This is a genomic window from Nocardioides sp. (assembly GCF_047607365.1).
Lineage (GTDB): Bacteria > Actinomycetota > Actinomycetes > Propionibacteriales > Nocardioidaceae > Nocardioides.
Genome location: NZ_JASGDD010000082.1, coordinates 1 through 16,969 on the forward strand (window position 1 = coordinate 1; position 16,969 = coordinate 16,969).

General features: G+C 72.7%; 18 protein-coding genes, 1 tRNA gene and 1 riboswitch. Of the genes, 1 reads left to right on the forward strand and 18 read right to left on the reverse strand.

What is annotated here, in order from left to right:
- On the forward strand, window positions 1-1,394 hold a 1,394-nt coding region (rmuC, locus tag QM572_RS06420; RefSeq protein WP_415091231.1), incomplete at its 5' end, for a DNA recombination protein RmuC.
- 106 nt (window positions 1,395-1,500) lie between these two features.
- Here rmuC and gcvP read toward each other — a convergent pair.
- The 18 genes from gcvP to QM572_RS06510 all read right to left on the reverse strand — a co-directional run.
- Window positions 1,501-4,284: an aminomethyl-transferring glycine dehydrogenase gene (gcvP, locus tag QM572_RS06425; RefSeq protein ID WP_415091265.1), complete on the reverse strand. Its 2,784-nt coding sequence runs from the start codon at window positions 4,282-4,284 to the stop codon at window positions 1,501-1,503.
- A gap of 172 nt (window positions 4,285-4,456) precedes the next feature.
- A riboswitch (glycine riboswitch) is annotated at window positions 4,457-4,549 on the reverse strand.
- Window positions 4,550-4,577: 28 nt separating this feature from the next.
- Window positions 4,578-5,183, reverse strand: coding sequence for a MerR family transcriptional regulator (locus QM572_RS06430; protein WP_415091233.1), 606 nt, complete (start codon window positions 5,181-5,183; stop codon window positions 4,578-4,580).
- A gap of 201 nt (window positions 5,184-5,384) precedes the next feature.
- Window positions 5,385-5,867: a bifunctional nuclease family protein gene (locus QM572_RS06435; RefSeq protein ID WP_415091235.1), complete on the reverse strand. Its 483-nt coding sequence runs from the start codon at window positions 5,865-5,867 to the stop codon at window positions 5,385-5,387.
- Window positions 5,868-5,882: 15 nt separating this feature from the next.
- Window positions 5,883-6,617 carry a MerR family transcriptional regulator gene (locus QM572_RS06440; RefSeq protein ID WP_415091237.1) on the reverse strand — a complete coding sequence of 245 codons (735 nt, stop codon included), beginning with the start codon at window positions 6,615-6,617 and terminating at the stop codon, window positions 5,883-5,885.
- Window positions 6,618-6,625: 8 nt separating this feature from the next.
- On the reverse strand, window positions 6,626-7,126 hold the full coding sequence (locus tag QM572_RS06445; protein WP_415091239.1) for an FHA domain-containing protein: 501 nt from the start codon (window positions 7,124-7,126) through the stop codon (window positions 6,626-6,628).
- A gap of 72 nt (window positions 7,127-7,198) precedes the next feature.
- Window positions 7,199-7,588, reverse strand: coding sequence for a glycine cleavage system protein GcvH (gene gcvH / locus QM572_RS06450; RefSeq protein WP_415091241.1), 390 nt, complete (start codon window positions 7,586-7,588; stop codon window positions 7,199-7,201).
- 10 nt (window positions 7,589-7,598) lie between these two features.
- Window positions 7,599-8,315, reverse strand: coding sequence for a DUF881 domain-containing protein (locus QM572_RS06455; protein WP_415091243.1), 717 nt, complete (start codon window positions 8,313-8,315; stop codon window positions 7,599-7,601).
- A 4-nt stretch (window positions 8,316-8,319) separates the two neighbouring features.
- Window positions 8,320-8,652 carry a small basic family protein gene (locus QM572_RS06460; RefSeq protein WP_415091245.1) on the reverse strand — a complete coding sequence of 111 codons (333 nt, stop codon included), beginning with the start codon at window positions 8,650-8,652 and terminating at the stop codon, window positions 8,320-8,322.
- Window positions 8,649-9,554 (reverse strand): DUF881 domain-containing protein, encoded by a 906-nt coding sequence (locus QM572_RS06465; protein ID WP_415091247.1) that lies wholly within the window; start codon window positions 9,552-9,554, stop codon window positions 8,649-8,651. Before QM572_RS06465 ends, QM572_RS06460 begins: the two co-directional genes overlap by 4 nt.
- A complete protein-coding gene (locus QM572_RS06470) occupies window positions 9,551-9,940 on the reverse strand; it encodes a CDP-alcohol phosphatidyltransferase family protein (protein WP_415091249.1) in 390 nt (129 codons plus the stop codon). Before QM572_RS06470 ends, QM572_RS06465 begins: the two co-directional genes overlap by 4 nt.
- Window positions 9,941-9,965: 25 nt before the next feature.
- A complete protein-coding gene (locus tag QM572_RS06475) occupies window positions 9,966-11,021 on the reverse strand; it encodes a hemolysin family protein (RefSeq protein ID WP_415091251.1) in 1,056 nt (351 codons plus the stop codon).
- The gene (locus QM572_RS06480) at window positions 11,018-12,367 is read right to left on the reverse strand and encodes a hemolysin family protein (protein ID WP_415091253.1); all 1,350 of its coding nucleotides are present in this window, start codon (window positions 12,365-12,367) and stop codon (window positions 11,018-11,020) included. Before QM572_RS06480 ends, QM572_RS06475 begins: the two co-directional genes overlap by 4 nt.
- 49 nt (window positions 12,368-12,416) lie before the next feature.
- The gene (locus QM572_RS06485) at window positions 12,417-13,610 is read right to left on the reverse strand and encodes a phospholipase D-like domain-containing protein (RefSeq protein WP_415091255.1); all 1,194 of its coding nucleotides are present in this window, start codon (window positions 13,608-13,610) and stop codon (window positions 12,417-12,419) included.
- Window positions 13,611-13,773: 163 nt separating this feature from the next.
- Window positions 13,774-13,847: transfer RNA gene (locus tag QM572_RS06490), tRNA-Pro, on the reverse strand.
- Window positions 13,848-13,905: 58 nt separating this feature from the next.
- Entirely contained in the window at window positions 13,906-14,691 is a 786-nt protein-coding gene (locus QM572_RS06495) for an MBL fold metallo-hydrolase (protein WP_415091257.1), read from the reverse strand.
- 40 nt (window positions 14,692-14,731) lie between these two features.
- On the reverse strand, window positions 14,732-16,093 hold the full coding sequence (gene der / locus QM572_RS06500; protein WP_415091259.1) for a ribosome biogenesis GTPase Der: 1,362 nt from the start codon (window positions 16,091-16,093) through the stop codon (window positions 14,732-14,734).
- On the reverse strand, window positions 16,093-16,779 hold the full coding sequence (locus tag QM572_RS06505; RefSeq protein ID WP_415091261.1) for a lysophospholipid acyltransferase family protein: 687 nt from the start codon (window positions 16,777-16,779) through the stop codon (window positions 16,093-16,095). The genes der and QM572_RS06505 overlap by 1 nt, the downstream gene beginning before the upstream one ends.
- Window positions 16,776-16,969 (reverse strand): (d)CMP kinase (locus tag QM572_RS06510; RefSeq protein WP_415091263.1); only part of this gene is annotated, 194 nt, incomplete at its 5' end. The genes QM572_RS06505 and QM572_RS06510, both read right to left, overlap by 4 nt.

A 16,969-nucleotide genomic window follows, 5' to 3' on the forward strand; every position in this document is an offset into this window, starting at 1 on the left:
CGCTGGGCGCCGCCCTGGTGACGCTGCGGGCCCGCGGCCGCCAGGAGCTCGCCGTGGCCGGCGCGGTCGCGGCCACGCGCTCCGAGCTGCAGACCCGGGTGGCCCACGCCGAGTCGATGATGATGGCGCGCCAGGACGCCACCGTCGCCCAGCTGCTGCAGCACGAGGCGGAGCTGCGCTCGGCCACCGAGGCCGAGCTGGCCGCCGAGCGCGCCTCGGTCGCGGCTCTCACGCGCGCGCTGGAGGAGGTGCGGCGCCAGCAGCGCGACCTCATCGACGCCCATCGGCGCGAGGCGGCCGAGCGCGAGCGGGCGGAGTCCGGGCAGGCACAGGTGCTGCGCACCATCGCTCCCGTCGCCCAGCAGCTCCAGGCCATGCAGGCGCGGGTCGACCAGATGGAGAAGCAGCGCGCCAACCAGCACGGCGAGCTGGCCGCGCAGATCCGCACGACCCAGATCGGCGTCGCCGAGTCCCGCAAGGCCGCGGACTCGCTCGCGCAGGTGCTGCGCAACAACAACGCCGTCCGTGGCGCGTGGGGCGAGGCACAGCTGCGCAACCTCGTGGAGTCGGCGGGCCTGCTCAACCGGATCGACTTCGAGCTCCAGCACTCGATGACCGCCGACTCGGGCTCCCGGCGTCCCGACATGGTGCTCAACCTCCCCGGCGGCAAGCAGATGGCCATCGACGCCAAGGTGCCCTACAACGCCTTCATGGACGCCCAGCGCGAGGGCATCGACGCGCGCGAGCGCGAGCGGCTGCTGCTCGACCACGCGAAGCGGGTCCGCGCCCACATCGACACCCTCGCCGCCAAGGGGTACTGGACGGGCCTGGCCGCCAGCCCGGAGTTCACCATCGCGTTCATCCCCAACGAGCAGATCCTCAACGCCGCGCTCGACGTGGACCCGTCGCTGCTCGACCACGCCTTCCGCTCCGGCGTCCCGCTGGCCACGCCGACCAACGTCTACTCGATGCTGAAGACGATCGCCTTCACCTGGAAGCAGGAGGCGCTCACCGAGGACGCGCAGCAGCTCTTCGACCTCGGCCAGGAGCTCTACCGGCGGATCACCACGATGGCCAAGCACGTCGACAAGCTGGGCCGCTCGCTGACCACCTCGGTGAAGGACTACAACAGCTTCGTCGGCTCGCTGGAGCGCAGCGTGCTCTCCACTGCCCGCAAGATCAACGCCACCGACGCCTCGGCCCTCCTGCCGGCGCCGGCGGAGGTCGAGGAGTCCGTGCGCGCGCTCACCGCCGGTGACTTCGCCGGCTCCGAGGAGCCCGAGGCTCGGGGCGACTTCGAGGCGCTGCGCGACCTCGACCGCCCCGAGCTGCCCGAGGGCATCGACCGCGTCGTCGACGCCGTCCTCATCGCGGACGAGGCCGACGCGGTCTGATCGACTGGGGCCTCCCCTCACCCCGAGTGGGGGGTTTCCTCACGCCGACCAGACCGGAGGCCCTATTCGGCCGGACCGGAGGCCCTACTCGACCGGACCGGAGGCCCTACTCGGCGAAGGCTTCCGGCGGCGGGCAGGAGCAGACCAGGTTGCGGTCGCCGTACGCGTTGTCGATGCGGCCGACGGGGGGCCAGTACTTGTCCTGCCCGGAGTTGAGCCCCGGGACGCCCGACGGGAAGACGGCGAGCTCGCGGGAGTAGGGCCGGTCCCACTCGCCGACGATCGCTCGCGAGGTGTGCGGCGCGCCGCGCAGCACCGACGTCTCGGGGCTCCACTCCCCCGCCCCGACCCGGTCGATCTCGCCCCGGATGGCGATCATCGCGTCGATGAACCGGTCGAGCTCGGCGAGGTCCTCGGACTCGGTCGGCTCCACCATGAGCGTGCCGGCGACGGGGAAGGACATCGTCGGGGCGTGGAAGCCGTAGTCGATCAGCCGCTTGGCGACGTCGTCGACGCTCACGCCGGTGGCCGCGGTGAGCGGCCGCAGGTCGAGGATGCACTCGTGCGCGACCAGTCCCGAGTCGCCGCGGTAGAGCACCGGAAAGTGCTCCCCGAGCCGGGCCGCGACGTAGTTGGCCGACAGCACCGCCGACGCGGTGGCGCGAGTGAGGCCCTCGGCGCCCATGAGCCGCACGTAGGCCCAGGAGATCGGGAGGATGCCCGCCGAGCCGTACGGCGCCGCCGAGATCGGGCCGATGCCCGCCCGCTTCGCCGCCTCGGGGTGGAGGGCGTGCGAGGGGAGGTAGGGCGCGAGGTGCGCGCGCACCGCGACCGGCCCGACGCCAGGCCCGCCGCCGCCGTGCGGGATGCAGAACGTCTTGTGCAGGTTGAGGTGCGAGACGTCGCCGCCGAAGCGCCCGGGCTGGGCGTAGCCGAGGAGTGCGTTGAAGTTGGCGCCGTCGACGTAGACCTGCCCCCCGTGGCTGTGCACGATCTCGCAGAGCTCGGTGATGCCCTCCTCGTAGACGCCGTGCGTCGAGGGGTAGGTGACCATGATCGCGGCGAGGTCGGCGCTGTGGGCGTCGCACTGGGCGCGGAGGTCGTCGAGGTCGACGGTGCCGTCGGATGCCGACCTCACCACGACGACCCGCATCCCGGCCATGATCGCCGAGGCGGCGTTGGTGCCGTGGGCCGAGCTGGGCAGCAGGCAGACGTCGCGCTGCCCCTGGCCCTGGGCGCGGTGGTAGGCGCGGATGGCGAGCAGCCCGGCGAGCTCGCCCTGGGAGCCGGCGTTGGGCTGGATGGAGACCTTGTCGTAGCCGGTGACCGCGGCCAGCCACCCCTCGAGCTCCTCGACGAGCACCTGGTAGCCGCGGGCGTCGTCGGCGGGGACGAAGGGATGGAGGTCGGCGAAGCCGGGGAGCGAGATCGGCTCCATCTCGGTCGTGGCGTTGAGCTTCATGGTGCAGGAGCCGAGCGGGATCATGCCGCGGTCGAGCGCGTAGTCGCGCGCCGACAGCGACCGCAGGTAGCGCAGCATCTGGGTCTCGCTGCGGTGGGCGTGGAAGACCTCGTGGGTGAGGAAGGGCGTCGTGCGCGCCAGGTCGGCCGGAACGCCGGCGTGGGCGAACCAGCCGGTGTCCGGGAGCTCGAACGCCTCGCCCAGCGCCGCGAGATGCTCGCCGGTCGTGGTCTCCGCGAACGAGATGCCGATCCGGTCCTCGTCGACGAGCCGCAGGTGCAGCCCGAGGTCGCGGGCCCGTCGCACGATCCCGGAGGCGCGGCCGGGGACACGGACGGTGAGGGTGTCGAAGAAGCTCTCGTTGACCACCTCGATCCCGCAGGCGCGCAGCCACGCGGCGAACCCGGCCGCCTTGCGGTTCACGCCGCGTGCGATCGCCGTGAGGCCGTCGGGGCCGTGGTAGACCGCGTACATCGACGCGCCGACGGCCAGCAGCACCTGGGCGGTGCAGATGTTGGACGTCGCCTTCTCCCGGCGGATGTGCTGCTCGCGGGTCTGGAGCGCGAGCCGGTACGCCGGCCGGCCCTCGGCGTCGACGGACACCCCGACCAGGCGGCCCGGCATGTGCCGCTCCAGCCCGGCGTGGACGGCCATGTAGCCGGCGTGCGGGCCGCCGTAGAAGAGCGGGATGCCGAAGCGCTGCGCCGAGCCCACGACGACGTCGGCGCCGAGCGCGCCGGGCGACTCCAGCAGGGTGAGCGCGAGCAGGTCGGCGGCGACCACGACGAGCGCGTCGCGGGCGTGCGCGGCCTCGATCACGGGTCGCGGGTCGAGCACGTTGCCGCTGGCGCCGGGGTACTGCAGGAGCACCCCCGAGATCGGCGTCTCCGGAAGGGGCTGGGTCAGGTCCGCGACGATGACCTCGATGCCCATCGCCTCGGCCCGTGTCGCGACGACGTCGATGGTCTGGGGCAGGGCGTCGGCGTCGACGACGAACGCGCCGTGGCCCGCCTTCCGGTTGGCGCGTCGCACCAGCGTCATCGCCTCGGCGACGGCCGTGCCCTCGTCGAGCAGCGACGAGTTGGCGACCGGCAGCCCGGTGAGGTCGCCGATCATCGTCTGGAAGTTGAGCAGCGCCTCGAGCCGGCCCTGCGAGATCTCGGGCTGGTACGGCGTGTAGGCGGTGTACCAGGACGGGTCCTCGAGCACGTTGCGCCGGATCACCGCCGGCGTGATCGTCCCGTGGTAGCCCAGCCCGATCATCGACTCCCCCGGGCTGTTCCGCGCGGCGAGGTCGCGGGCGAGCTGCCCGACGGCGTACTCGCTCATCGCCTCGGGCAGGGCGAGCGGCTCCTCGCTGCGGATCCCCTTCGGCACGGCTGCGTCCATGAGGGCGTCGAGCGAGTCGAAGCCGAGGCGGGCGAGCATCGTGCGCTCGGCGTCCGCGGAGATGCCGATGTGCCGGTCGACGAACGGCAGAGCGGCGTCCAGCGCGCGGACGTCGCGGAGCGAGGGGGCATCGGTCACGGCGAGACTCCAAGGGGGTGCGGGTGCGGGACCCTCCCCCTCTGTCGCCTCGGCGTCGAGCCTTCAGAGTCGCCACGTCCGCGCGGTCGTGGTGCCTGAGAGATTCCGGGGAGGAATTGCCCCTTCGGCGCCCGCCTTGCAGGAGGGACTCTCCCGCGCGACCTTGGTAGCTGCTCAGCAGCCTAGCGGATAGCTCAGCCGATCTTGCGGGCCGCGCGGCGCGCGGCGAGCTCGTCGCCCGCGACCGCGGTCGCGGCGCCGGTCTCATCGGCGGTGCGCTCGCTCGGCAGCTCGGAGAGGGTGCCCTCGATCTCGCGCCAGACGCCGCCGATCGCGATGCCGAAGACACCCTGGCCGCCTTGCAGCAGGTCGATGACCTCGTCGTTGCTGGTGCACTCGTAGACCGAGGCGCCGTCGCTCATGAGCGTCACGCGGGTGAGGTCGTCGGTGCCGCGCTCGCGCAGGTGGGTCACCGCCGTGCGGATCTGCTGCAGCGAGATGCCGGCGTCGAGGAGGCGCTTGATCACCTTGAGGATGAGGATGTCGCGGAAGGAGTAGAGCCGCTGGGTGCCCGAGCCGGTCGCGCCCCGCACACTCGGCTCGATCAGGCCGGTGCGGGCCCAGTAGTCGAGCTGGCGGTAGGTGATGCCGGCGGCGTTGCACGCGGTGGGACCGCGGTAGCCGAGATCGCTGGGCAGGGGCGACACGTCGTCGGTGAACAACAGGCCCTGCTCGTCAGCCTGCTCGGCTGCGGCGAGCGCCTCGGCGTTCACGCCGATCTCCTGCTCGTGCTCGTTCACGCGTTCCTCCGTGAGGTCTACTCCGTTGAGCGTAGCTCCGGCTTCGGGGGAAGACCGTGGTGAGTCGGGGGCGAATCTCACGGCTGGAGTTACAACAGAGACACTTCAAGGTAGGCCCGATCCGGGAATCGGTCAAAGACGTCGTCGGCGTGTCGCAACTCTCAACCTCAGGATGAGGGTCAGTCCTACAGCGTGCGGGTTCTACTCCCCTGCGGAGAAGTCCTCCGGGTTCACGTGGTCGAGGAACTCGCGGAACTTCTCGACCTCGTCGGCCGCGTCGTCGTCCTCGTCGCTGGGCACCGCGACGCCCGCCTCGGCCAGCACCGTCTCGGCGCAGACGATGCGCGCGCCGGTGCGCAGGGCCAGGGCGATCGAGTCCGAGGGCCGGGCGCTGACCTCGGCCCCGTTGTCGAAGACGAGCACGGCGTAGAAGACCCCGTCGCGCACGTCGGTGATCCGCACCTCGAGCAGCTCGGCGCCGAGCGCCTCGACGACGCCCTTGAGCAGGTCGTGTGTGAGGGGTCGGGGCGGGACGACGCCCTGCTGCGCGAACGCGATCGCCGTGGCCTCGACGGCGCCGATCCAGATCGTGAGGTAGCGCTCCCCGTCGACCTCGCGAAGGAGGACCAGCGGGTTGTTGGAGGGCACCTCGACGCGGACACCCATGACGTCGACCTCACGCACGTCGTTCAGCCTACGTCAGTCCCGGAGGGAGGACTTGAGCAGCAGGCCGTGCAACCGCGCGGTGAGGACGGTGAGCTCGGTGCCGACCTCGTCGCTGTCGCGGCGCCCGCTCAGCGCCTGCCGCACCAGGTCCGCCTCGCGGTCGGCGGCGTTGCGGAAGACCCGGAGCGCGGCGGCGTGGAAGCCGAAGTCGGCCAGCTGCCGGGCGGTGCGCACGAGGGCCAGGTCGTCGGTGGTGAAGTGCCCGCTGTGAGAGCTGGTCACGATCTTCGCGGACTCCAGGCCCGCGAGGAGCTCCTCGTCGACCTCGGCGACCTTGAGCAGCTCCTTGCGGGAGAGCCGCAGGTTGTCCCGGCGCTCGAAGAGCTCCTCGCCGGGGAGCCCGTCGTCGCCGTCGGTCCTCAAGGCGAACTCCGGCACGGTCGGCACGATCGGGGCGATGGCGGGCGCCTCCAGTCCGCGGTCCATGGCGTCGAGATGCTCGGCGATGATGCTCTTGCGCAGCTGGTAGTCGCGCTGCATGGTCAGGATGTAGCGCATCCGCTCGACGTCGGCGTCGGAGAACTTCCGGTAGCCCGCCGGCGTCCGCTCGGGAGCGATCAGGCCGTCCTCCTCGAGCAGCCGGATCTTGGAGATGCTGATCATCCCGGGGAACTCCGGGGCGAGGATGTCGAGCACCCGCCCGATGTTGAACCGCTCGGCCGAGCCCTCCGGATGAGCACGGTGTGCGTGCGCCGCCGGACCAGTCATCAGCGTGCTCAGCTCGCGTGGCCGGCGTAGAAGACCAGCCGGAACTTGCCGATCTGGACCTCGTCGCCGTCCTTGAGGACGACCCGGTCGATCCGGTCGCGGTTGACGTAGGTGCCGTTGAGGCTGCCGGAGTCCGACACCGCGTAGGAGTCGCCCTCGCGGGTGAACTCCGCGTGCCGGCGGGACACGGTCACGTCGTCGAGGAAGATGTCGCTGTCGGGGTGCCGGCCGGACTCCACGGTCGCCTTGTCGAGCAGGAAGCGGCTGCCCGAGCCGGGCCCCCGCTGCACGACGAGCAGCGCCGAGCCGGGCGGCAGGGCGTCCACGGCGGCGGCGTCGACCGGAGCGAGGAGCCGGTCCGAGGTCTCGGCGCGGGCGTCGCCCAGCTGGATCGTGGCGGTGGCGTCGATCGGCTCGGCCGCGGCCTGCTCGGGGAGCCTGGTGCCACACTGCGAGCAGAAGCGCGCGCCCTCGGAGTAGGACGTGCCACAGGCGGCGCAGTACGGCATCTTCTCCCCTTCCCTGACCCTCAGGCTCAACCTAAGGCCTGAGTCAGAACCTACCAGTCGACCTGCCGGCCGTCAGGCGGACAGGCTCGCCTGGTAGCCCGCGGCGTCGAGAAGCCCCTCGAGCTGGGCGGGATCGCCCGGCACGACCTCGAAGAGCCAGCCGGCGCCGTACGGGTCGGTGTTGAGCTGCTCCGGCGCCGCGTCGAGGCTGTCGTTGACGGCCACCACCTCGCCGGAGACCGGCGCGTAGACGTCGCTGACCGACTTGGTCGACTCCAGCTCGCCGCAGGCGTCGCCGGCCGTCACCGTCGCGCCGACCTCGGGCAGCGAGACGTAGACGATGTCGCCGAGGGCGTCCTGGGCGTACTCGGTGATGCCGATGCGGATCGACCCTGCGGCCTCTCCCGGGGTGCGCACCCACTCGTGCTCGGCGGTGTAGCGGAGATCCTCGGGATAGCTCATGACAGAGACCCTACTGGTCGCGCACAGCGGTGATGTCAAGCGATGTCAGCTGCTTGATCCGGACCTCGGCGCCGTCGTCCTCGAGCTCGTCCTGGGGTCCACGGGCGAAGGTGACGGCGCCCTCGAGGGTGGTCGGCTCGCCGATCGCCTCGACGACGTACGGCGGATCGAGGATCTTCCCGTCGACCGCGAGGCCCCCGGCGACCTGGTCGAACGAGGACTGCGCGACGAGCCGGACGGTGCCGTTGACGGACAGCGCCTCGGCGCCCGCCGTGCGCAGCTCCTGGATGAGGTCGATGAAGGTGTCGACGTTCACCTCGGAGGTCTTCTCGGTGATCGTGATCCGCACGCCCGGTCCGGTCACCGGGATCGTCCCGGCGAGGATGCCGAGCGTGGTCGCCTCGCTCTCGGCCTCGTCGATGGCGGTCTCGCGCTTACGGGTGCTGTCGGTGAGGTCGTCGCGGGACTGCTCCAGCCGGGCGATCTCGCTCTGCGCGCGCTGGGTGGTGCCGGCGAGGCCGTCGAGGATGTCGATCAGGTCCTGCTCGCGGTAGCCGGTGAAGGTGTTGTCCTCGTCCGAGGTGCGCACCTGCGCCACGGCGCCGAAGCCCAGCAGCGCGAGCAGGATCCCCGCGACGACCTGGGTCCGCCGCGGGGTGCGGAGCGCCTCGAACAGCCGGTCGCGGCCGGTGAGCTCCTGCTCGCCGGCAGGCTGGGTCTCAGGCATGGAATCAGGCATGGAAGATGTGCCGGCGGATGGCCGCGACGTTGGAGAAGATCCGGATGCCGAGCACGACGATGACACCGGTGGAGAGCTGGCCGCCGACGCCGAGCTTGTCGCCGAGGAAGACGATCCCCGCGGCGATGACGACGTTGCTGAGGAAGGACACGACGAAGACCTTGTCGTCGAAGATGCCGTCCAGGTAGGCCCGGAGGGCGCCGAAGACGGCATCGAGGGCGGCCACCACCGCGATGGGGAGGTAGAGCTCCAGCGAGGCCGGCACGTCGGGCCGGAAGATGAGGCCGAGCACCACCCCGACCACGAGGCCGACGACGGCGATCACGGTGCCTCCTGCGCGCTGGTGTCGGACGTGGACTCCCACCGCTGCGCGTAGCGCAGGGTCATCCGGGACTCCTGCGCGGCCGGCAGCTGCAGGCTCTCCACATTCTGCACGGTGAGCCCGAGTCCGACGGCATTCACCACGCCCTGGAGGTGCTTGCCCGAGGTCGAGCCCCGCAGCCCGGAGCGCAGCCGCTCCGCGTCGCCGATCGCCTCGACGACGTAGGGCGGTGAGAGCGAGATGCTGTACGGCGGCGAGCTGGAGACGCCGTAGACCCGGATGACGTCGGCGGAGTTGCGCAGCGAGCTCAGCGCGGTGAGCCGTTGGCCGTTGACCGAGATCGCGCGGGCGCCGGCCTGCCACAGGCCGTTGACGAGGAGGGCGAGGTCGCTGTCGCGGACCAGGCCGCCGGCATTGCCCGCGGTCGAGTCGGTGACGACGTACCGCACGCCGGAGCCCGAGGCGCTCGCCCAGCCGGCGGCGGTGGCGAGGGTGGCGTTGCGCTGCTGGAGGGTCGCGAGCTGGCTGCCGAGCCGGTCGTAGACGATGTCGGCCGCGGCATTGGACGCCCGGAGGTCGGCGATCCGCTCCTGCTCGCCGGCGACGGCGTCGCGCCGCTCGGCGATCCGCGAGATGAGCTGCTCCCGGCCGGCGGAGGTCACGTCGGCGTTGCGCGCGGTCTGGACCGCCGCGACGGCGATGAGCACGCCGAAGGCGGCCACGACCGCGACGGTGCCGAGGTGGCGCTGACGCCGTGGAGGGCCTGGCACGTCACCGGACGGCGCGGCGGCGCGCTTGCGGGCGACCAGCTCGTAGTCCTCGTCCATGGACTGCTGGGTGATGAGCGCCAGCAGCGGCGTGGTGACCCGGGCCGGGAGCTGGGCCGCCGACCTGGGCTCGGTCACGACCGGCCTCCGGCGGGGCGGGCGAGGAGACGGCGTACGTCGCGAGCGGAGGCGAGGACCGCGGCCCAGGACAGGCCGAGGCCCCACCAGGCGGCCGCCCAGCCGAAGGCCCGGGCGAGCAGGCCGAGGGCGCCGTCCCCGGTCGCGCCGACCAGGATGAGCAGCCCCGCCAGGAGCAGGCCCCCGGCGGCCGGAGCGATGGCGTCGGCGGCGAGCGGGCCGTCCTCGTGGCGCCGGCGCAGCAGGAGCAGCGCGCCCGCGACCAGCTCGCGCAGCGCCACCAGCGCCGCGAACCACCAGGGCACGCGGCCGGCGACCAGCAGGGCCGCGACGAGGGCGACGACCACGACGCGGATCCCGGTCATCACCTGCAGCTGGCGTGTCACGCGGTCAGGGTAGTGCTCGCGGCACTCAGCTCGACGCATCCCCGTGGGCGGCGTCGCGGATCTCGCCGACGAGCTCCTCGATGACGTCCTCGAGCGCGGCGATGCCGAGCGTCGCGCCCTCGGCGTCGACGACGCGCGCGATGTGCGCCCCGCGGCGCTGGAGGGTCTCCAGCGCGTCGTGCAGCGAGTCCTCGGGATGGACGGACGCGAAGGGCCGGATCCACTTGGGCTCGATCGGCCGCGCGCGGCGTACGGCGTCGGGCTCGAGCACGTCCTTGATGTGCAGGTAGCCGACCAGCTCGTCGCTGTCGGGGCCGCCGGTCACCGGGAAGCGGCTGAAGCCCGTCGCCGCGCACAGCTCCTCCACGTCGGCGCCCGAGGCGCCGCGCGGGACCGTGGTCAGCTCGGCGAGCGGCAGCACCACCGAGGCGACGGTCTTCTCGGTGAAGCCGAGGGCGCCCGCGAGGCGGTCGTACTCGTCGGCGCGGAGCAGGCCCTCGCCGTGCGACTCCTCGACGAGCACCGCCACCTGCTCGAGGGTGTACGCGGAGACCACCTCGTCCTTGGGCTCGATCCGAAGGAGTCGCAGCGTCGCGTTGGCGACCGCGTTGAGGCCCACGATCACCGGCCGCAGCAGCGTGACGATCGCCAGCATCGGGGGCCCGAGCACCAGGGCGGCCCGGTCGGGGCCGGCCAGTGTGATGTTCTTGGGCACCATCTCGCCGAGGACGACGTGGAGGCACACCACCACGGCCATGGCGACCGCGAAGGCGATCGGGTGGAGCAGCTCGTGCGGGACGTGGGCCTTCTCGAGGACAGGCTCGATCAGGTGAGCGGTTGCGGGCTCGGCGACAGCGCCGAGAAGGACCGAGCAGACCGTGATGCCGAGCTGGGCACCGGCCATCATCAGCGAGACGTTCTCCATCGCGCGCAGCGTGCTGCGCGCCATCCGCGAGCCGCTCTGGGCCAGCGGCTCGATCTGGCTGCGCCGGGCGGAGACGAGCGCGAACTCCGCGCCCACGAAGAAGGCGTTGAACGCCAGGAGCAGGGCGGTGAGCAGCAGGCCTACAGGGGCGCTCATGCGCTCCCCCCGGGCGTCCGGGACGCGCCGAGGCCCTCGGGGGCCGCGGGGGCCTCGGGGAGCCGGAGGGCGACGCGGTCGACGCGCAGGCCGTCCATGTGCTCGACGGTCAGGGTGGCGAGTCGCTCACGGAGCTCGTCGGGGTCGGAGTGGTCGGGCACCGCCACCTCGGCGACGTCGCCCTTGGCGGGCACCTTGCCGAGAACACGCATCACCAGGCCGCCGACCGTGTCGTAGTCCTCGTGCTCGGGCAGGGCGACGCCGGTCAGGTCCTCGACCTCGTCCGGGCGCAGCAGGCCGCTGAGCGACCAGCTGCCGTCACGGCGCAGGCGCGCCTGGGCGCTGATCGAGTCGTGCTCGTCGGCGATGTCGCCCACGATCTCCTCGATGACGTCCTCGAGGGTGACGATGCCCGCCTGGCCGCCGTACTCGTCGAGGACCACGGCCATCTGGAAGCCCTCGCTGCGCAGGATCTGCAGCAGCGGGTCGAGGCGCAGCGTGTCCGGCACGACGACCGGCTTGGCCATCAGGTGCTTGACCCGCGTCGTGGAGCGCTCGTGGAGCGGCAGCGCGACGGCGTTCTTGACGTGGACCGTGCCGACGACCGCGTCGGTCTCGTCGAGCACGGGAAAGCGGGAGTGGCCCGTACGCCGGGTGAGCTCGATGACCGCCTCGGCCCGGTCGCCCTCGTCGAGGCTGTGGGTGCGCATCCGCGGCGTCATGATCTCGCCGGCCGTCCGTGTGCCGAACTCCACGGCCCGCTCCATCAGCTCGGCGGCGTCCGCGTCGAGCGTCCCCTCGTCGGCGCTGCGCTGGATGAGGGAGGCGAGCTCCGTCGAGCTGCGGGCGGAGCGCAGCTCCTCCTGCGGCTCGATGCCGAGCCGGCGTACCAGGGTGTTGGCGGTGTCGTTGAGCAACCGGATCGGGAGGGCGTTCACGCTCGTGAAGACTCGCAGGAAGCGCTGGGTGGCCAGTGTCGTCCGCAGAGGCAGCGCCAGCGCGATGTTCTTCGGCACCAGCTCGCCGAAGACCATCGTCAGGCCGGTCGACACGACGAGCCCGAGGGCGACCGCCAGCGTCTTGTTCGGGACGAAGCCCGAGACGGCCGGCTCGGCGAGGAAGCCGACGCCGAGATTGGTGAGCGTGATGCCTAGCTGTGCGCCCGACAGATGGGTGGACAGCCGGGTCAGGGCGATCCGGACGCCGGCGGCGCCGCCGGTGCCGGCCTCGACCGCGGCGTCGACCGTCCCACGGTCGACGGTGACGAGCGCGAACTCGGCCGCGACGAACACGCCGCACAGGGCGATCAGGGCCAGCGCGAGCAGCAGGAGCAGGACGTCGGTCATGGGTGGGCCCACTCTAGGGGGTCGGTGTGTGCGCCTCCCCGGAGCCCGCTCAGTCGACGACGGGCGAGCAGGTCTGCGTGGGCACGCCGTCGCGTCGGCGTACGTTCTCGAAGGCGGCCTGGAACTCGTCGTAGAGTCGCCGCCCGGCGAGCCCGAGGACGGCCTCGTCGTCGGGTGCGCCCTGGGAGGTCCAGTTGTCGGACCCGATCCACGTCCACCAGGTCCGCACGCCGTCCTGTCGCCAGGTCGCGGACATGTCCTTGGCGTGGGTGAAGGTGCGGTCGGCGAAGCAGCCCGACTCGATCCTCACCCCGGCTGCCGTCATGCGTCGCTGGACGATGGGGTCGACCCACGGCCCGGCGACCATCGTGATCCGCGCGCCCGCCCGGGCCATGGCGGAGAGCCGCTCGGCGATCCACTCCGCGCGCGGGCCCCACATGGAGTACATCTCGATCGAGAGGGCGGTCGACGGCTCGGCCGGGATCTCGCGGAGCCGCCGCATCACGGGGTCGTGGTCCGGCGCGGGGTCCTGGAGCGGCAGGAAGTACGCCGACCAGCCCGTCCCGCGCGTGCTCGCGAGCGGACGGGCGAGCGGCCGGTCGGCGTGCTGGGCGGTGAAGATCGAGGCGAAGGCGCCGTAGATCGCCGGGTCACCGCTGACCTCCCACATGTGCGCGTAGGTGTAGTCGTCGGAGCGGCGCGAGGCGTTGTAGGAGCCGGTCACGACGACCCACCGCCGGTCCCCGGTGCGGCTGAACCGCCAGGTCTTCTGGTGGGTGATCCCGCCGGTGCCGCGCGCGGAGTGGTCGGTGCTCAACGCCCAGGTCCCGGTCGCCGCCCGCCGGTCGAGGAACGCGGCGAGCCGCGTGCCGGCCGCCAGCGACCGGGCCCGGTCGTCGCCTGCGGTGATCAGGTGCAGCGTGACGCCGCGCTCGACCGCCCGGCGGAGCGCTTCGGCCACGCGTCGCGACGCGATGAAGTAGGTCACCACCTCGATCGTCTCGCCGGCCGGCGTGCCGTCGACGAGCTCGACCAGCCGGTCGGAGATCGCGTGCGGCGCGTGCAGCGGGTCGGTCGAGAGCAGCGCCACGTGCCGCACGGGCGGGGTCGGCTGCGGGTGAGCGGGGCCGACGGACGCGGCCGGCTCCGGTGGCGGCTCGGCGCCGGGCGGATCGTCGATGGCCCCCGACGCCAGCGCGGCCAGCAGGGGCAGGGTGACCAGGAGACGGCGTACGGAGGCCATGGCGGGGCCGACGCTAGGAGCCTCGCCCCACCCCGGGCCGAGCACCGCCGGAAGCGCGGGCGGGGGTCAGGTGAACATCTCACGCTCGTCCGTGATGCCCGTCACGCGGTGAGGCCCGACCCGCTGTTCGCGGATCGGGCCTCACCCTGTGCTCAGCACGACGTCGGGCTGACAGGATTTGAACCTGCGGCCCCTTGACCCCCAGTCAAGTGCGCTACCAAGCTGCGCCACAGCCCGTCGCTCCAGGAGCATCCGAAACCCTACAGGAGCGGCGTCCCGGCGACGGAATCGGGGCTCACTCCGTCGCGGCGTCCAGGCCGGCGGGGTCGTGGGCGGCGAAGACCAGCAGCTCGCCGTCGTCGGTCGAGGCGATCAGCTCGGCGAGGCGGGCGTGGTTGGCCTGCACGCGCCGCCAGTCGTGGGCGAAGGCGCGCTCGGTGAGCAGGAGGTTCGGCGAGGTCCGGCCGCCGGTCAGCTGGGCGCGGCTGTAGAACGCGTCCCCGGCGTGGAGCACCCACCGATCGCGGCCGCCGTCGCTCGCGTCGACGGCCACCATGGCGTGCCCGCGGGTGTGCCCGGGGAAGCCGATCAGCAGAATGCCGTCGAGGATCTCCTGCACCGCCTCGAAGCCGCGCCAGGGCTCCCCGGTGGGCTCATGGGTCTCCCACCGCGGCCCGTGCGCCACCTGCGGCGACCGGTAGCGCGCCCTCTCCAGCGCCGTCTCGGGCGCGACCGCGACGCGGGCCTCGGCAGCCGTGGTGTGCACCCGCGCCCACGGGAAGTCGGCAAGGCCGCCGGTGTGGTCGCCGTCGGCGTGGGTGATGACGATGTCGCGTACGTCGTGCGGATCGAGCCTCAGCCGCTCGATCTGCCGGTACGCCGTCTGGCTGGCCGACAACGCGGGCCGGAGCAGGAAGCGGCTCGGTCCGAGGCGCCCCGCGGGGTCGGCGCAGTCGAGCAGCCCGAACCCGGTGTCGACGAGCACCAGCCCGTCGGCGCCCTCGACGAGGAGGCAGTGGGCGGGGATGCGCGGGGTGAGCGGCGGCGCCATGGTGCCGCAGTCGAGGTGGTGGACCTTCACGCCCCGCAGGCTAGTGGTCATCCCCGGGGGCGTGACGCGCTCAGCGGCGCTTGCGCTTCTCCCGCACCCGCTGCTCCAGCACGATCGGGGTGCCGACGAAGCCGAAGTCCTCGCGCAGCCGGCGCTCGATGAACCGCTCGTAGGACGCGTCCAGCTTGCCGGAGGTGAAGAGCACGAAGGTGGGCGGCGCCGCCGCGACCTGGGTTCCGAAGAGCACCTTGGGCTGCTTGCCGCCGCGCACCGGGTGGGGGTGCTCGGAGACGAGCCGGCCGAGGAAGGCGTTGAGCGCGCCGGTGCCGACGCGGGTCTCCCACCCGGCCAGCGCCTTGTCGAGCGCGGGCACGAGCCGGTCGATGTGCCAGCCGGTGCGGGCGGTGACGTTGATCCGCGGGGCCCACTGCACCTGGACGAGCTCGCGCTCGATCTCGCGCTCGAGGTAGTGGCGGCGCTCCTCGTCGACGAGGTCCCACTTGTTGAACGCGATGACCAGCGCGCGCCCGGCCTCGCGGACGGTCTGGAGGATCCGCACGTCCTGCTCGGCGATGGACTGCTCGGCGTCGAGCACGAGGACGGCGACCTCGGCGCGGTCGATGGCCGTGGTGGTCCTCAAGGACGCGTAGTACTCGTGGCCCGAGGCCTCCTTGACCCGCTTGCGGATCCCGGCGGTGTCGATGAAGCGCCAGGTGCGGCCGCCCAGCTCGACCAGCTCGTCGACCGGGTCGACGGTGGTGCCGGCGACGTTGTCGACGACGACCCGCTCCTCCCCCGCCAGCTTGTTGAGCAGGCTCGACTTGCCCACGTTGGGGCGGCCGACGATGGCGACCCGGCGCGGTCCGCCGATCTCGGCGCCCTCAGGCGCGGGCGGCGGCTCGGGCAGCGCCGCGAGCACGGCGTCGAGCAGGTCGCCGGTGCCGCGGCCGTGCATGGCGCTGATCGGGATCGGCTCGCCGAGACCGAGGTTCCAGAGCATCGCGGCCTCGGCCTCGCGGCGCTCGTCGTCGACCTTGTTCGCGGCGAGTACGACGGGCTTGCCTGCCTTTCGCAGGACCCGGACGACGCCCTCGTCGGCGTCGGTGATGCCCACCGTCGCGTCGACCACGAAGAGCACCGCGTCCGCGAGCGAGATCGCGATCTCGGCCTGCGCGGCGATCCGCGCGGCCATCCCCTTGGCGTCGAGGTCCCACCCGCCGGTGTCGACGACCGTGAAGGCCCGCCCGCTCCACTCGGCGTCGTAGGAGACCCGGTCGCGGGTCACGCCGGGGACGTCCTCGACGACCGCCTCGCGGCGGCCGATGATGCGGTTGACCAGCGTCGACTTGCCGACGTTGGGCCGGCCGACGACGGCGAGGACCGGCACCGGGCCCGTCGGCTCGTCGATGTCGGCGTAGGCCTCGTCACTCATCATGCGTCCTCGGGATCAGGAAGGGGGCCGGGCAGCGTGAGCCCGGTGGCGGCCAGGGTGGCCGCGAGGTGGGCCCGCAGGTGCTGGTGCACCTCGCGCGTGGCCGCCTGCACAGTGTCTCGCGTCCGGGGCCAAATCACCGGATCGAGGACGAGGGGCTCCCCGAACACGAGGTCGATCCGCTGGCCCCGCGGCGGGATCCAGTTGCTCCCTCGCCCCGGCTCGCGGGTGCCGAAGAACAGCAGCGGCACGATCGGGGCGCCCGTCACGAGCGCGAGGTACGCCGTCCCGCCGAAGATCCGGCGCAGCTCACCGTCGCCGCGGCGGCCCTCCGGGAAGATCCCGAGGACGCTGCCCCGCTCCAGCGTCGCGACGCTGCTCCGGATGGCGGCCCGGTCCGGGCGATGCCGATCGAGCCGGATCTGCCCGGAGGCTCGCAGGAGCGGGCCGACGGAGCGCGTGAACATCTCCTCCTTGGTGAGGGCGTGCACCGGCCTCGGCGACATGACCGCCATCAGCGGGCCGTCCATGACGCCGATGTGGTTGCCCGCGACGATGACCGGCCCGTGCGCGGGGAGCCCGCCGGGGTCGACCCGGAGGTCCCAGCGGCGCCGGAGCAGAGCCTGGGCCGCCGTACGGGCAGGCGAGTCGAGCAGCCAGCGGCGCGCGGCGCCGCCCTCGCTCACCCCGCGCGCACCGCGAGGCCGACGATCTGGTCGATCGCCTCCTCGAGCGTGATGTGGGTGGTGTCGAGATGGACGGCGCCGTCGGCCTGCACCAGCGGGGCCGTGACGCGCCCGGAGTCGATCACGTCGCGGGCCTCGAGCGAGGCGCGGGTCGCCGCCACGTCGCCCCCGGCCTCCGCCGCGCGGCGCA